At 62.5% G+C, this 15,750-nt stretch carries 16 protein-coding genes; 9 read left to right on the top strand and 7 right to left on the bottom strand.

What is annotated here, in order from left to right; translation table 11 throughout:
- Positions 1 to 283: 283 nt before the first annotated feature.
- The 5 genes from ACY69P_RS05765 to ACY69P_RS05745 form a co-directional block, all read right to left on the bottom strand.
- On the bottom strand, positions 284 to 1,444 hold the full coding sequence (locus ACY69P_RS05765; protein ID WP_404844372.1) for a SufB/SufD family protein: 1,161 nt from the start codon (positions 1,442 to 1,444) through the stop codon (positions 284 to 286).
- 25 nt (positions 1,445 to 1,469) lie between these two features.
- Positions 1,470 to 2,240, bottom strand: a complete 771-nt coding sequence (locus ACY69P_RS05760) for an ABC transporter ATP-binding protein (protein ID WP_459898987.1) — start codon at positions 2,238 to 2,240, stop codon at positions 1,470 to 1,472.
- A 112-nt stretch (positions 2,241 to 2,352) separates the two neighbouring features.
- Positions 2,353 to 3,093: a rhomboid family intramembrane serine protease gene (locus tag ACY69P_RS05755; RefSeq protein ID WP_462326844.1), complete on the bottom strand. Its 741-nt coding sequence runs from the start codon at positions 3,091 to 3,093 to the stop codon at positions 2,353 to 2,355.
- 126 nt (positions 3,094 to 3,219) lie between these two features.
- Positions 3,220 to 4,908, bottom strand: coding sequence for a dephospho-CoA kinase (locus ACY69P_RS05750; protein ID WP_462326843.1), 1,689 nt, complete (start codon positions 4,906 to 4,908; stop codon positions 3,220 to 3,222).
- A 41-nt stretch (positions 4,909 to 4,949) separates the two neighbouring features.
- Complete coding sequence (locus ACY69P_RS05745) at positions 4,950 to 5,696, bottom strand: hypothetical protein (RefSeq protein WP_459898982.1); 747 nt, start codon at positions 5,694 to 5,696, stop codon at positions 4,950 to 4,952.
- 195 nt (positions 5,697 to 5,891) lie between these two features.
- Here ACY69P_RS05745 and ACY69P_RS05740 point away from each other — a divergent pair, with 195 nt between their 5' ends.
- On the top strand, positions 5,892 to 6,575 hold the full coding sequence (locus ACY69P_RS05740; protein WP_459898980.1) for a flagellar brake protein: 684 nt from the start codon (positions 5,892 to 5,894) through the stop codon (positions 6,573 to 6,575).
- A gap of 86 nt (positions 6,576 to 6,661) precedes the next feature.
- Here the strand turns inward: ACY69P_RS05740 and ACY69P_RS05735 are convergent, their stop codons facing one another.
- The gene (locus ACY69P_RS05735) at positions 6,662 to 7,465 is read right to left on the bottom strand and encodes an HD domain-containing protein (protein WP_459898978.1); all 804 of its coding nucleotides are present in this window, start codon (positions 7,463 to 7,465) and stop codon (positions 6,662 to 6,664) included.
- Positions 7,462 to 7,797, bottom strand: a complete 336-nt coding sequence (locus ACY69P_RS05730; RefSeq protein WP_462326842.1) for a hypothetical protein — start codon at positions 7,795 to 7,797, stop codon at positions 7,462 to 7,464. Before ACY69P_RS05730 ends, ACY69P_RS05735 begins: the two co-directional genes overlap by 4 nt.
- A gap of 169 nt (positions 7,798 to 7,966) precedes the next feature.
- On the opposite strand from ACY69P_RS05730, the gene ACY69P_RS05725 reads away from it, so the two are divergent.
- From ACY69P_RS05725 to ACY69P_RS05690, 8 genes are all read left to right on the top strand, one after another.
- On the top strand, positions 7,967 to 8,401 hold the full coding sequence (locus tag ACY69P_RS05725; protein WP_404844364.1) for a response regulator: 435 nt from the start codon (positions 7,967 to 7,969) through the stop codon (positions 8,399 to 8,401).
- A gap of 286 nt (positions 8,402 to 8,687) precedes the next feature.
- A complete protein-coding gene (gcvH, locus tag ACY69P_RS05720) occupies positions 8,688 to 9,068 on the top strand; it encodes a glycine cleavage system protein GcvH (protein ID WP_462326841.1) in 381 nt (126 codons plus the stop codon).
- Positions 9,069 to 9,094: 26 nt separating this feature from the next.
- Positions 9,095 to 10,429 carry an aminomethyl-transferring glycine dehydrogenase subunit GcvPA gene (gene gcvPA, locus ACY69P_RS05715; protein ID WP_462326840.1) on the top strand — a complete coding sequence of 445 codons (1,335 nt, stop codon included), beginning with the start codon at positions 9,095 to 9,097 and terminating at the stop codon, positions 10,427 to 10,429.
- The gene (gene gcvPB / locus ACY69P_RS05710; protein ID WP_462326839.1) at positions 10,426 to 11,871 is read left to right on the top strand and encodes an aminomethyl-transferring glycine dehydrogenase subunit GcvPB; all 1,446 of its coding nucleotides are present in this window, start codon (positions 10,426 to 10,428) and stop codon (positions 11,869 to 11,871) included. Before gcvPA ends, gcvPB begins: the two co-directional genes overlap by 4 nt.
- Complete coding sequence (locus tag ACY69P_RS05705) at positions 11,861 to 13,237, top strand: dihydrolipoyl dehydrogenase family protein (protein ID WP_462326838.1); 1,377 nt, start codon at positions 11,861 to 11,863, stop codon at positions 13,235 to 13,237. Before gcvPB ends, ACY69P_RS05705 begins: the two co-directional genes overlap by 11 nt.
- 89 nt (positions 13,238 to 13,326) lie before the next feature.
- On the top strand, positions 13,327 to 13,962 hold the full coding sequence (locus ACY69P_RS05700) for a Maf family protein (protein WP_404844359.1): 636 nt from the start codon (positions 13,327 to 13,329) through the stop codon (positions 13,960 to 13,962).
- A 255-nt stretch (positions 13,963 to 14,217) separates the two neighbouring features.
- Positions 14,218 to 14,718 carry a phosphatidylglycerophosphatase A family protein gene (locus tag ACY69P_RS05695; protein ID WP_462326837.1) on the top strand — a complete coding sequence of 167 codons (501 nt, stop codon included), beginning with the start codon at positions 14,218 to 14,220 and terminating at the stop codon, positions 14,716 to 14,718.
- Between the two features lie 112 nt (positions 14,719 to 14,830).
- The coding region (locus ACY69P_RS05690) for a methyl-accepting chemotaxis protein (protein ID WP_462326836.1) at positions 14,831 to 15,750 on the top strand (920 nt) is incomplete at its 3' end.

The following is a 15,750-nucleotide window of genomic DNA, read 5'->3' as shown; positions in this document are numbered from 1 at the left end:
AAATCCCGAGGTTTTCGGGCTGGAAGCCAGCCCGAAAAAAGGGCTCTGCGCGGCCGCACCCATGGACAGTCCCCCGCCCCGCTCAAGGCTGACGAAAGGCCATGATTGCAGCCGCCTCGGTCGTGGAAAACGTGGCGTATGAACAGGATTCTTAAGGATGAAATCCTTAAGCCTGCGGAGCACAAAATGGGCGGCACTCCCTCCACCGTCCGTCCAAACGAAAAAGGCGCCCCGGTCTGCGGACCGGGGCGCCTTGAAAAGCGCGGAAGCTCTGCATGCGTCGCTACATGGCGTCGCTGGCGTCGAGCTGGTTAATCTGCTCTTCGATGGCGGTCTGCAGTTCGCTGGGCAGGCCGTCCATTTCGACATTGAGGAAGCCGCGCACGATGGTGGACGTTGCTTCGTCCTCATCGAGACCACGGGCCTGCAGGTATTCGATTTCTTCCTGCGCGATTTTGCCGACGGCGGCTTCGTGGGAGAGTTCCACGCCTTCGAGATGCCCGTCCAGTTCGGGGATGGCGTGAATGCGGCCATCGCCAAGGATGAGCCCCTTGCACTCCAGATGCCCGCGAGCGGGCACGGCTTTGGCGGAGATGCGTCCGGGGGCGACGATGGTGCCGCCGGTGGTCAGGGTGCGGGAAATGATCTCGCCGCGGGTATCCGGGGCGTTGAGATTCAGCACGCCGCCGGAGTTCACGTAGGAGCCTTTGGGCGCGACGATGACGGAGTTGAGGCGCGCGCGGGCGCCGGCGCCGTCAAGGTCGATGATGGGGCTGGACTGCAGATTGCCTACGGGCTTCATGAGCACGTAGTTGTTCTGAAACTCGCCGCCAGCCTGAATGACGCCGCGGGTGCGGGGCCGGACGACGACTTCTTCGCCCCAGTTGTGAATCATGGTGAAGGTCAGCTTGGCGTTCTTGCCGATGTAAAACTCGGAAATGCCAAGATGGGCCGCGGCTTCGGTGGCGCTGGAAACGGCGCAACCGGTGATGAGATGCAGCTCGGAATCGTCCTCGACGATGACGATGTTGTGCACGTTCTGGCCGACCTTGTTGCCCTTCATGAACAGACAGGACTGCACGGGCGCGGTAAGCTTGGCGCCCTTTTCGGTACGGATGAAGTAGCCGCCGTGCAGGTTTTCGCGGGCGGCGCGGGTGAACTCATCCTTGTCCGGGTCCATGAGGTTCCAGTAGTGCTGGGGCAGGCCGTCGTATTTCTTGAGGGCGGCCTTGATGTCCATGAGTTCAACGCCCTGCTGCGTGGTGGTGCAGTGCACGGCGCTGTGGTTCATGTGCAGAAAGCTTCCGGCGCGGTCCTGCTCGTTGACATCCACACCTGCCATGAGCAGCCGCTTCTTGTCTGCGGGGTCCAGCGTCCGCAGGTCCTCAATGGACGCGGATTCCGCGCCCGAGAACGAAAAATCGGACAGATTGACGTCTTTCATATCTCTCTCCGCAAAGGCGTTGTCGTTATTTGGTCAGACAGCGAACGCATTCCTGATAGCCGTACTTGCCCACATGCTCCAGAATGTCGCGGGGGCGGGCCTCACAGCACAGATGGCCGTTGTACATCACCTGACCACGGTCAGCGTTGATGTAATCAAGAATGTAGCCGGTGTGGGTGATAATGAGTCCGGAGCGCTTGTGGCTGGACTTCATCTCCTTCATGGACAATTCGGGATGCGGGGTCACGAAACCGTCCAGCAGCTTGCGCGCGGTCTTGCCGATGAGCTTCATGTTCTCAAGGTCCACGCCGGATTCAGGCTCGTCAAAGAGGACGAGGTCCGGGGCCTGAGCCATGAGCTGGAGCAGCTCGGAACGCTTGATTTCGCCACCGGAGAATCCGGCGTTGATGTCGCGGTCGAGGAAGCTGGAAAAATTGACGCGCTCGGCGAGGTCGTCAACGGGCGTGGTGCCGTTGTGCCCGTGGAGGCCACACATTTCCACGAGGTTGCGGGTCTTCAGGCCGTGAATCGTCGGCGGACGCTGGAACGACATGCCGATGCCAAGGCGCGCACGCTCGTGAATGGGCGCGTAGGTGATGTCGTGCCCCTTGAACAGGATACGGCCACCCGTGATGGAGTAGTTTCCAAAACCCATCAGCGTCATCAAGAGCGTGGTCTTGCCGGAGCCGTTGGGGCCGAACAGGATGAACGTCTCACCCTCGGCAATGTGCAAGTCAATGCCCTTCAGCACTTCCTTGTCGCCGATATTTACGTGGAGATCTTCGATTTTCAGCATATCGCGGTTCCTTTCGGTGGTTTCTCGCAACGGCACGTAAGCCCGAAGCGCCCCAAAGACATAATCAGAATCTGAAAAATGTCCACTCTCGTATGGGCGCAGGTGGCCGTTTTCAATGCCGCCTGCGCGAGCGCACGGCCCCGGGGTCGCCCTCGGGAATCCGGCAAAAATAGCACCGCCCCTTCATGCGAAATGCGGGCAATAGCACCATCCCAGCCACAAAGCCCCCAGCATGCGCCCACCACGCAATGCCGCCGCCCTGCTCCGGCGAAATGGCGGAAAACACCCCGGAAAAGAATTGTGAAAAGAACCACACGCCAAGGTACACAATGGCCGGAATCTCAATAATGAAGGGAATGATGACGATGGGAATAACGGTAATAACGCGCGCGTGAGGATAGAGCAGAAAATACGCCCCCATCACCCCGGCGATGGCCCCGCTGGCCCCCACCACGGGCACCTGCGAATGCAGGTTAAACAGCATATGCGCCACCAGCGCGGCCAGCCCGCACAGCAGATAAAAGAGCACAAACCGCACCGGTCCCATCACATCCTCAATGTTGTCCGCAAAAATCCACAGCGTCCACATGTTGACGATGAAATGCATCCAGCTGCCGTGCAGAAACATGTAGGAAAAAAAGGCGTAAAAGCCGCCGGGCGGATAGCCCAAACTGCTGGCAAGAACGGGGTCGGCAAAGCGCGAGGGCACCACGCCCAGCAGATGAAACATCAGCGCGGCTTCGCGCTCGGGCATGTAGATGGTGAAGGCAAAAACAATGGTGTTCGCGACAATGAGCGCCCAAACCGCGTAGGGCTTGTGCACGCGGGGGATATTGTCGCGAATGGGGAACATGAAGGGCCTCCCTGCTTGCGTTACGAAATGTTAAGCCAACGCCACGGGACGGCAGGAGCACGGCGCGCCCGGGGCAGGCGGCTCATCCGCCCGCCCCGGTCCATGCGCGCAGTCAAAAACCGTGCTCTACGAGGCTGTCGTGTCAGCGCCAGCGGAGGCGTCATTATCGCCGCTCCACAGCGCCATAATGCGCTGGTGCTCGCGCTCCTCATCGGCGCGCCTGTCGGCGTCGATACGCTGGAGCAAGCGCCGGGCTTCGGCGTGCAGGTCGTCCAAGGTGCCGCCGTTTTCCACGACGTGGGCGCAGCGGGCCAGCTTGTCGGCCTCGGGCCACTGCCACGCTTCAAGGGCGGCCATGGTGGCCTCGTCCCAGCCCCGGTCTTCCAGTCTGCCACGGCGGACGGCTTCGGGGCAATGCACACCAACCACCATATCCACAATTCCCCGCTCGTCCCAGCCGCCTTCGACCAAAAGCGGCACCTCGGCAGCGGCAACGGGAGCGTCCGCGTGCTGCGCCCAAAACTCCTCAAGCCTGTGCTGCACAAGGGGATGCACAATGTCGAGCACCTCGCGCCGGAAGTCCTCGGACTGGCGCATCCCGGCAAACAGGCGGCCCTTGGCCACAGGCTCGCCGTCCGGGGCGTACTCCTCGCCAAAGCGGCGGCGGACGAGGGTCCAGCCGTCCTCGCCGTGCTCATAGAGCGCGGCAACTGCATCGTCGGCGCTAAAGACCGGCACCCCGGCCTCTCGCAAAAAGCCCGACAGCGCGGACTTGCCGCAACCGGGCATACCCACCACGCCAAGGCGCACCGTGGTCCGCGCCAGCGTAAACAGCAGGCGGCGGAAATCCTCGGGCGGCTCAAGCACAAAGCGCATGTCCTGCTCCGTCGTAGGATGCGTAAAGCCAAGCCGCCACGCATGCAGCATCTGGCGGGGGGCAAGGGATTCGTCATGGCCGGAGTCGCGCAGCCACTCCTTGTGCTGGCGCGCGCCGTAGATGGCATCGCCCATGAGCGGATGGCCGATGTGGGCCATGTGCACGCGAATTTGATGCGTGCGCCCGGTAAAGATGTGTACCCGCACAAGGCTGGCGCGCCCGTCCGGGCTGGACCACAGCACTTCCCACTCGGACAGCGCGTCGCGCCCGCCCTTGTCCACCACAGCCATCTTGGTTTTGCTTTTGGGGTCGCGGCCGAGGGGGGCGTCGATGGTGCCGGTCTGTCGGCCCGAGGACTCGTCCTGCGGCACACCATGGACAATGGCAAGATAGTCCTTGTCCACATCGCGCCCGGCAAAGGCGGCGCTGAGGGCAAGGCGCGTCTTTTCATCAAGGGCCACAAGCAGCAGCCCAGAGGTGTCCTTGTCGATGCGGTGGACAATGCCGGGGCGCTCGCCCTCCATGCTCATGATGGCGGGAAAGTGATGCGCCAAACGGTTCACGAGGGTACCGCTCGGCTGGGCGGGGGCGGGATGCACCGTCAATCCCCACGGCTTGTTCACCACCACAAGGTGCTCATCAGCGTGGATGACGTCGAGCGGCGCATCCTCCGGCGCAAGCTCAGCCGAGGGGAGGTCCACCGTAAGGGTGATGGTCTCGCCGCCGGAGAGCTTGAGCTTGGGCTTGCGGGCGACTTCGCCGTCCACGCTGGCGCTGCCGGACTTGATAAGGCTTTGAATCTTGCTGCGCGAGAGGCCGCCGTCCTTGAAGGCCGAGGACAAAAACACATCCAGCCGCTCACCGCCCATGGTCCGGGGGACCACAGCACTCCAGACGCCATTCTCGCTGACGTCGCCGGTAGGTCTATCGCTTTGCATATTCTGCTGTATCTCGTTTGGCTAAAGAGGGATGAGGCGCGCTACAAATACGCCTGCGCCACCGCGAACATGTCCTCATAGGAACAGCGCGTGCGCAGGGCCGTGGCAAGCTCCGCCGCCATGGCCATTTTGCGTTCCGCCTCATGCAGGATGCCGTCGTACCGGGCATCCAGACAGGTTTTGATAAAGCTCCGGTCGAAGCCGTCGCTGACGAGGGTCAATCCCTCGCGAAAGAATACGCACCGGGAACTCTCGGCAAAGGGTTCAATGGTGCTTGTGCCCTCGTGCCGCGCCCAGATGACGTAAAACATCAGTTTAACCAGCAGCTGGTCGGCGGGCATGCGGGTATCCACGGTGACCAGATACTCCTGCGTGTTGCCCGCACGGGCCTTTTTGACCATCTCCAGCGCCATGCGGGTGATTTTTTCCTCCGGCATGTGCTGGCAGGGAAAACATGCGGCCATGCGCACCAGCGACTTGCGCGGGTTCTCCCCCGCCGCCATGGACAGGTGCGCCTCGCGCATAAGGCCAAGGCGCTGGCGCAGTCCATCAAGGGAGGTCTGCGCGCGGATGACGCACACGCGCCGAAACTGCTCGTCCGTCAGGCCGGTGAAGGCCGTCTCCAGCAAATATTTAATGTACGGCTCTTCGGTGCGCTCGGCTTCCTCCTGCGCGGCCTTGGCCGTGACCTTGGTTCCCATAATCTTTTTGAGGGACAGCCAATAGGCGGCAATTCCCTCAAGGGGCATTTCCGTGATGTCGACAGTCTGTTCAGCTTCCGCAGTCACGCCAGTCTCTCTTGCATATGATGGTCGAAGTTCATTGCCGTGCCTGAAAAAAACGGTATCCCATTTCCCGCCAAAAAAGAACCTTGTCGCTCCTGTGAGAAATCCCCACCTCTTTAGGCGAAAATCCTATTGTCCCTCATAGCCGTCTATGTCACACGCTTCCATATTCGCAGACTCAACCATGCAACAGGAACCATGACACAAACAACCGCTCACGCCACGCAACAACGCCCCAGCAGCATTCCGGACAGCCTGTACCACCTGCGTCCCGGAACACGCCTTGTGATCGACGCGGCAGGCCTCGGCAAACGCATTCCTACCCGCTACATCGGGCAGGACAGAGGGCGCTGCTTCATCGTGCATATGCCGCCGTCCGCCACACACCCGGATGTGTACGACCACACCTACACCGGAAATACCGTGGTGGTCCGCTACATCAAAGATGGCAACGTCTGGGGCTTTGTCACCACAGTGCAAGGGCGCATCGCCAAGCCCCAACGCCTGCTGTTTCTCGACTTTCCAACATCCGTGGAGTCCCACAACCTGCGCCAGCGCCATAGGGTGGAGTGCTCCTTCCCGGCTTCGGCTTGGCTGCGGGGGGAGCTGGTAGACACCGTCATCACGGACATCAGCACCGGCGGCTGCCGCATCAGCCTCACAGGCTCGGACCATGCCGTTGATATCAACGACGAAGTGGGCATTGAAAGCGCCATCTTCCTGGCCACCGGCCCCGGCAACCTGCTCACGGGCTGCGTGCGGCGCATCTCCCGCAGTGCGGCGGGCACGGACATCGGCATCCGCTTCGCGGACGTGCCGGAGCACGTCATGGAGCACATCGACGCCTATGTGGAGCGCGTTTCGGAACTCTTGACGCCGTAGTCCACCCTCAGCCACAAGACGCAAAGCGCCCCGCCACGGCCATGCCGTATCGGGGCGCTTGTCGCATGCAGTGCCTGAGCGAAATGCTAGGCGGAGCAGGCGGGGCGGGCCTCAAGGTCGCGCCGGACACGGCGGACCGCATCGCGCAGTTCCGGCTTGTCCGGCAAGCCCTGCGCCAAGGCATCAAAGAACCCGCGCTCCAGCACCGCCATCTTGCTGGCGGCGAAATTGAGATCATACGTCCAACTCATCAGCATAAGCCGGAAGTCGTTGAAATACTGCATCTCCGTGTACTTGGCCTGCTTGTGGGAGGCAAGACGCTCCAGCAGAACCGGCGTATACGATGCCGGGTCGTCCACAAGGCCGAGGGTCACCACGGAATTTTCATGTGCGTCCGGGCTGAAATAGGACAGCACCACACGGATGATGTCCAGCTTGTCCGCGTCGCGCACCACCCGCAGGGCGGTGTCCACGTCCGCAGGCAGACCACGCGGCATAAAACGGCGGTTATGCAGGCAGACCACGGTCTGCACCAGCTTGCGCTGGTCCTCGGGCAGGTCCGCTATCACGCCTTCCTCCCGCAGGGCCTTGAGGCCAAGGCGGCCGTGATTCTCGGACACGCTGTCGTCAAAGGTGCGCCAGCGCGCATACTGCGGAAAGCGCCCAAGATCATGATACAGCGCGGCCAAATGCACCAGATGCATAAGCTCCGCCGTCATGTTGCCGTCGCCGCTGAGGCTGGCAGTAATCATGCGGGCTTCATCCAGCACACGCAGGCTGTGGTCCCGCTTCAGGTCCACATTTTCCCTATCCTCGTCGCTGTCGCCACGAAACCGCCGCACATACTCGTCAAAAAAGGCAAGGTGCGGCGTTATGTCAAAAGTCTTCATGCGCGTTCAATCCTCTCTCGCTCGGCGGCATATTCGTCTTTCGATATCCGCCCCTCAGCCACGTCGCGCCGCAGGCCCGCCAAGGCGGCCTTGCGCTGACGGCGCTCGTCTATATGCTCCGTGCCAAATTCCTTCGGCCGAAATTTTCCTTGTGGGCCGTACAGATACCGCAAAAAGAAAATGATGCCCGCAAAGGTCAGCACCATGGCCCCTATGCGCACGGCGGAGGCCAGCCACGGGTTCACCGTGCTGCCCGGTCCCGCCGCCATGGCCGAGGTGGCCAAAACCACGGTCAGAAAAAAAGAAATGCCGATGGCACGAAAGAAATCCATTATTTATCACTCCGCAAAAAATCGCACGCCACGGGCCTTCCCGGGCGCAGGCAAATGCACTTTACGCCCTCTTGCCAAGCATCTCAACCTGTTGGCGAATATTGCAACGCGCGGCAAAATCCTTTAAGGAACACATTACGCAGGATACTCACAACATATGGGGGAACCGATGCGATTTCTGATAGTCGACGACGACTTCGACAGCCGGCGGCTCATGCAGAAAATACTGTATCCCTACGGATACTGCGATGTTGCCGTTGATGGCGAAGAGGCGGTGGAGGCCTTTAAGCGTTCGCTCAACAATGACGAACCCTACGACCTCATCTGCCTTGACATCATCATGCCGAACATGGACGGGCAGGAAGCGCTTCAGGAAATCCGCGAAATCGAAACCGAACGCGGCATCTCAGATGAGGCCCGCATCAAAACGGTGATGATTTCCGCCCTTGACGATACCAAGGAACTGCACGACGCCTTCTTTCTTGGCGAAGCCACGTCCTACCTCGTCAAGCCCATCCGCAAGAAAACACTCCTGAACGAGATGCGCAACCTTGGGTTGTCCATCCAGCTCAAGGAGGGCCAAGGCAAAGCCGTGGAGGCATAGGACGCCCGTTCTTTTCGTCCCCTTCACCACTCTTGTCAACCATAGAGGACGGCCGCTCCCGGCGGCACGTCCTCTTTCGGCGCGCTGTGCGCCCCCGCCTTTTCCGCGCAGCGTTCTTTAGCATCTCTCTAACACTCTCCCCTTGCACGCATTTCTGCAAAAGGATATGTCCGCAGTGTGCTCGGACGCGCTGTGTTTTGCGTCCTACGCCGCAACACGAGAACCCATCCGAACGGCCCATGCGCCGCAGCGCCGGGCCCCGGCCATACACCAAGGAGGTGCGACCGTGATTCCAAAGGACCTGCTGTACGCCAAATCCCACGAGTGGGTACGCATAGAGGGCGAAACCGCCACCATCGGCATCACCCATTTCGCGCAGGAGCAGCTTGGCGACCTGACCTATGTGGAGCTTCCCGAGGTTGGCGAATCGTTTGAGGTTGGGGATGAAATCGGCTCCGTGGAGTCCGTGAAGGCCGCCAGCGAAATCTACGCCCCCGTCGCCGGCACCGTGGCCAGCGTCAACGAGGAGCTGGAGGACGCCCCGGAAAAGGTCAATGAAGACCCGTATGCCAGCGGCTGGATGTTCACCATCACCCTCTCCGCCCAGCCCGAAGGCCTGCTCACGCCCGAGGAGTACGAAGCCGTCGTCAACGCCGATTCCCACTAGCCTCAAGCCCCCGCAGGAGCACCACCATGCCGTACGTCCCGCACACCGAGGACGAAACAAGGCAAATGCTCGACACCGTGGGCGTTTCGTCCATGGACGAGCTGTTTGCCGACATTGGGCCACAGCTGCGACCCGCCAGCTTTGACCTGCCCGAAGGCAAGAGTGAAATGGAAGTCATGGCGCATATGGAGCGTCTGGCCGCCAAAAACAAAGTGGATGTCGTCAGCTTTCTTGGGGCGGGGTTCTATGACCACCACATCCCCGCCGCCGTCGACACCCTGACCAACCGTGGCGAATTTGCCACAGCCTATACGCCCTACCAGCCCGAAGCCTCGCAGGGCACCCTGCAAGCCATCTTCGAATACCAAACAGCCATCGCCAGACTGCTGGACATGGACTGCGCCAACGCCTCGGTCTACGACGGCGGCTCCGCCATCTTTGAGGCCATGATGATGGGCGTGCGCGCCACCAAGCGCACCAAGCTCGTCATCAGCGAAGCCCTTTCTCCCATCTACCGCATCATGCTGGCGTCCTACACGTCCAACCTCAAGCTGGACCTCGTCACCGTCCCCCACAAGGACGGCAACACCGACATCGACGCCCTCATTGACGCCGTGGACGACGCCACCGCCGCCGTGGTGGTGCAGAATCCCAACTTCTTCGGCAACGTCAACGACTTCACCGCCCTGTGCGAGCACGCCCGCTCGGTAAAGGCCAAAAGCGTCATCTCCGTGTATCCGCTCATGCAAAGCGTCCTCAAGACGCCGGGCGAGATGGGCGCGGACATCGCCGTGGCCGAGGGACAGAGCCTTGGCATGCCGCTGTCCTTTGGCGGCCCCTACCTTGGCATCATGACCTGCACCAAGAAAATGGTCCGCCAGATGCCCGGCCGCATCGCCGGGCGCACCACGGACACCGAGGGCCGCACCGGCTACGTGCTGACCCTGCAAGCGCGTGAGCAGCACATCCGGCGGCAGAAGGCGACCTCCAACATCTGCTCCAACCAGTCCCTGTGCGCCCTGCGCGCACTGGCCTACATGAGCCTGCTTGGTCCCTGCGGCATGGAGCGCGTCGCCCTCAAGGCCTCGCACACCGCGCACGAGGCCGCCCTGCGCCTCACCGCTCTGCCCGGCGTACAGATGCTGTCGGACGCCCCATTCTGCAACGAATTCGCCATCCGCCTGCCCGTCCCTGCCTATGAGGTGATGGACCGCCTGACGGAACGCGGCTACGTGCCGGGCTTCCCCCTTGGCCGCTACTACAACGGCCTTGAGGACTGCCTGCTGGTGGCCTGTACGGAAAAGCATACCAGCGAGGATGTGGGCATCCTTGCCGAGATGATGGGAGGCCTGCTGCGATGAAAACCATGTTTGCCCAGTCCACCCCCGGACGCCGGGGCGTGTGCATCTCCAAGCCGGACTGCTGCACGGCGGACTTCCTGCCCGAAGGCATGCGCCGCTCCGCCCCCGCCGAACTGCCCGAACTTGGCGAGCTGGACGTGGTGCGCCACTTTACGCGCCTGTCCCACCTCAACTACGGCGTCGACAGCACGTTCTATCCCCTTGGCTCCTGCACCATGAAGTACAACCCCAAGTTCATGGAACAGGCCGCCGCCCTGCCCGGCTTCACCCGTCTGCATCCGCTGATGGCCCAGCTAAAGGGCGCGGGACACTTCACCCAAGGCGCGCTGGAAGTCATGCACGAGCTGGAAAACCTGCTCTGCGAGACCACAGGCATGGCCGCCTATACCCTGCACCCCATGGCGGGCGCGCACGGCGAACTGACGGGCGCCATGCTCATTGCGGCCTACCACGCCGACAAGGGCAACCAGAAGTCCAAGGTCATCGTCCCGGACTCCGCCCACGGCACCAATCCCGCTTCCGCCCACCTCGCCGGGTTCGACATCGTCTCCATTGAGTCCAAGGACGGCATGGTGGACCCCGAGGCCCTGCGCGAGGCGCTGGACGACGACGTCGCCGCCGTCATGCTCACCTGCCCCAACACCCTTGGGCTCTTTGAGCAGCACCTGCCCGAGATTGTGGAAATGGTCCACGGCGTGGACGCCCTGCTCTACTACGACGGCGCGAACATGAACGCCATCCTCGGCAAAATGCGTGTTGGCGATGCGGGCTTTGACGTGGTGCACCTGAACCTGCACAAGACCTTTGGCACGCCCCATGGCGGCGGCGGACCGGGTTCCGGTCCGGTTGGCGTCTGCGAGCGCCTGCGGCCCTACCTGCCCGTCTCCCGCGTGAAGAAGCTGGAAGACGGGCGCTTTGTCCTCGACTACGACCACCCGAAGAGCATCGGCTACATGGCCCCGTTCTACGGCAACTTCGGCGTCTATCTCAAAGCGTACTCCTACATCGTGCGCCTTGGCCGCAAGGGGCTTATCCGCGTCAGCGAAAACGCCGTTCTGGCGGCCAACTACCTGCGCAAGCGCCTTGAGAAGGACCTGCACGTTCCGCACAACCGCATCTGCATGCACGAGTTCGTGGCCTCGGTTACCGGGGACGACCTTGGCGGCGTACGCGCGCTGGACGTGGGCAAAGCCCTGCTCGACAAGGGCTACCACGCGCCCACGGTGTACTTCCCGCTCATCGTGCCCGAGTGCCTGATGATTGAGCCGACGGAGACCGAAGCCAAGTCCACCTTGGACGACTTCGCCGACGCCCTCATCGACATTCTGCGCACCGCCCGGACGGACCCGGACGCGGTCAAGGCCGCGCCCACAACGCTGCCCGTCTCCCGTCTGGACGAAACCAAGGCCGCGCGCCAAATGGTGCTGACCGATGACGCCTAGCCACCTCGTCCGGTACGACCTTGTGGTCATTGGCGCCGGTCCCGGCGGCTTTGCCAGCGCGGAGGAAGCCGCGCGGCGCGGGCAATCCGTTGCCATCATCGAGCGCGGCGAGCTTGGCGGCACCTGCCTCAACAGAGGCTGCATCCCCACCAAGCTCTTCCTCGGCGCCACGGAATGCGCCAGCGACCTCGCCGCGCAGGCCAAAATGAAAGTGGCCTCCGGCGACATCAGCTTCAACCTCCCCGCCCTGCAGGACCGCAAGGGCAAGCTCCTTGCCGGAAGCCGCACGGGTATGGAAAAGAAGCTGGCGGGCCTTGGCATCACGCTTCTGCGCGGGCACACGCGCTTTACCGCGCCCGGCACCGTCGCCATAGACGGCGACGAAGCCACAACCATTGAATACGGCGCCTGCGTCATTGCCACCGGCAGCACGCCAACGGCCTTCCCCGGCATGCAGCCCGACGGTGACAAGGTGCTCAATTCCGACGCCCTGCTGGACCTGACGGACGTCCCGGAGCACCTGCTTATCGTGGGCGGCGGCGTTATCGGGCTGGAGCTTGGGCGCGTCTTCTCGCGCCTTGGCTCGCGTATCACCGTCGTCGAGGCCATGGACCGCATCGCCCCGTGGGAGGACCCCGAGGTCAGCAAACTCCTTGCCGGCCAGTGCAAGCGCGCCAAGTGGAAAGTCCGCACCGGCCAACGCGTTGCCAGCCTCGTCACCGAAGACGACCATGCCCTGCTGACGCTGGACTCCGGCGACACCATCACGGCGGACATCACCCTTGTTGCCACCGGACGCGGACCGGTGACGGATGGGCTCAATCTGCCCGCCCTTGGCGTCACTCCGGATGCCAAAGGCTTTCTGCCTGTTGACGAGCACCTGCGTTGTGCGGCACACGTCTACGCCGTTGGCGACGTCAACGGCATGGCCATGCTGGCGCACACCGCCTCGCATCAGGGGCGCTACGCCGCGCTCCATGCCGCAGGCTGCGCCGAGGCGCCCTACGAATCCGGCCCGGTTCCGTGGTGCGTCTACGGCGCGCCCGAGAGCTTCCGCGTCGGCCTTATGCCCGAGGACGCCACGGCCAAGGGGATGACTGTACGCGTCTCGCGCGCCATGCTGGCGGCCAATCCCATCGCGCAGGCGCACGCCGCCGTGCAGGGATTCATCAAGGTCTGCTGGCATGAAGACCGCGTGTGCGGCGTCACCGCCGCAGGGCATGGGGTCTCGCACCTCATCACCCCGGCAACATTGGCCGTTCATGACGGCTGGACGAAAGACGACGCAGACCGTATCATCTGGGCGCATCCGACTTTGGACGAAGCCCTGCTTGACGCGCTGACTGCTGAACAGACAGACAACTAAGCATCACGACAATACATCAGGATTCAACCGGGCCGGGCACCTCCATGAGGCGTCCGGCCCGTGTTCTCCCAACGGAAAAAGACGAGCGCATGAATATTGAGCCCATCGTAGAGCCCGGTCCCTTCGAGGCCGCGCAGCGCATCATTCTCGCCTCCGGCTCCCCCCGGCGGCGCGAAATGCTGGAAAACCTCGGTCTGGAATTCGACATTATCCCTTCCCCCGGCAACGAACCCGCGCCAGCCCCCGACGAATCACCGGAGGACTACGCCCAGCGCGCGGCCATAGCCAAGGCCGAAGCCGTTGCCGAGGACTATCCGGACGCCGTGGTCATCGGTTCGGACACCGTCGTCACGCTGGACGGCGAAATCATGGGCAAACCCTCAGATCAAAACGAGGCCCTGCTCATGCTCTCCAAGCTGGTGGACAACACCCACCGCGTGGTGTCCGGCTGCGCCGTCTTTCATCCCCATGCGTCCCAGCCCGTCGCCTTCACCGTGGCGACGGAGGTCACCATGGGCCCCCAGCCACTGGAAGTGCTGTTCAGCTACGCCAGCAGCGGCGAACCCATGGACAAGGCCGGCAGCTACGCCATTCAGGGCAAAGGCGGCTTTCTGGTACAGAGCATCAACGGCTCCTACAACAATGTCGTGGGCATGCCGCTGGCGCACTTGGTGGACGTTTTGCAAGACATCCGCGCCATCCGGCCACGCGCCATGGAGCGCTAGCCGGCCCGCACACGCGCCAAACGGCCCCAGCTTTTGCCGGGGCCGTCTCTTTTTGCTCTGCACGCCGCCGCAGCGTAGCACAAAGACATGGCAAAGCGCCTCCCGCATGCCACTTTTCAGCGTCTGCACGAAGCGAAGACGCCCAAGTCCCCCGGGCGCTTCACCATTTTGCAAAGCCGCAGTGCGCCTTGCTATTCCTACTGCGTCGGCGTAAACAACACATTCATTCCACAACATGCATTTGGACACGCTTTCATGACACACATTTCCCGCTCCGACAGCATTGCCACAGCATTCGCCACCCTCGGCCCCATCGGCCATCTGCCCAAGGCTCCCGGCACGTGGGGGTCCGCCGCCGCCGTCATCGCCGCGCCCTTTGTCTTTTTGCCCCTGTCGCCCACGGTGCGCTGCCTTATTCTCGCCGCGCTCTTTATTGTGGGCGGGCTGGCCGCTTCCCGCGCGGAAGCCGTCATCGGCAGTAAGGACCCCGGCAGTGTGGTCATTGACGAAGTGCTTGGGCAGTGGATGGTTTTCGCCCTCTTCCCCATTATGACCACGTGGCAAATACTTCTCGGCTTTATCTTGTTTCGCCTTTTCGACATCGCCAAGCCCTGGCCGGTTAAAGCCGCAGAAAACTGGCTCCCCGGCGGCTTTGGCGTGATGATAGACGACCTTCTTGCCGGATTGTACGCCGCGCTCTGCATGTGGGGCGCGCGCTGGGCCTATGTTCACTGGGTGGCCCCGCTCATGAACTAGCCCTTGCCTCCCGGTGCGGTTTCTGGCAGATTGCACCCGCTGTTAGGAACAATTCCTAACAAGCAACATGCAATCACCCGCCATCACGGCGTTTTACTTTTTCGAGGATACCATGACGAACAAAAACATTTTCACCCTGACCACGACCTTGGCAGTGCTGCTTGCACTTGGCCTTGCCCTTGCCGCCCTGCTGGGGCATCCGTCCATGACCTTTGTCGGCGCGGTCAGCTTTGCTGTCGCCGTACTGGCCTCCGCATCCTTTATGCTGGCCACGCAAGGCGCGTACGCCATGAATGAGGCCGTCGCCAAAACACTGGCCGGCCCGGCCAGGGGCGCCCAGCCGCAGCCCCTCGACATCGCCGCCAAGGAAGCCATCCGCCAGCTTGAAGAAAACCGGAAGGAATATGAAGCCCTCGCCGCGCGCCTTGAGGCCCAGCAGCGCGAAGCCGACAATTCCATCCGCCAAGCCGCCGAGGCCTCCCGCGTTGCCGAGGAAGCCCGCGAACAGGGCATGACGGAAGTCGCCTCCAAGCTGGACACCATGGTCGGCAAGACCACATCCGCCACCGCGCACATCACGGACCTGACCGACACCATCGCCGAGGGCGCCAAGACCCAACGCGAACGCATGCAGGAAACCGCCACCGCCATGGTGGAGATGGCCGCCGCTGTCACGGATATTTCCCGCAACACGCAGGAGACAGCCCTCAACGTCGAAAACACGCGCGAGCAAGCCCGTCAGGGTGCAGACATCGTCACGCAGGCCCAGCAAGCCATCATTCAGGTAGACGGCATGACCCACGGCCTCAAGGAACTCATGCACGACCTTGGCCAGCAGGCGCAGGGCATTGGGCAGGTCATCGGCGTCATTAACGACATCGCCGACCAGACCAACCTCCTCGCCCTCAATGCCGCCATCGAGGCCGCACGCGCCGGCGAGGCAGGCCGAGGCTTCGCCGTCGTCGCTGACGAGGTTCGCAAACTCGCCGAAAAGACCATGACCGCCACCAAGGAAGTGGGCGAATCCATCAC

Source organism: Desulfobaculum sp. (assembly GCF_054921475.1).
Note: the sequence above shows the minus strand (reverse complement) of the source record. Positions and strands in the feature narration are given on the sequence as shown.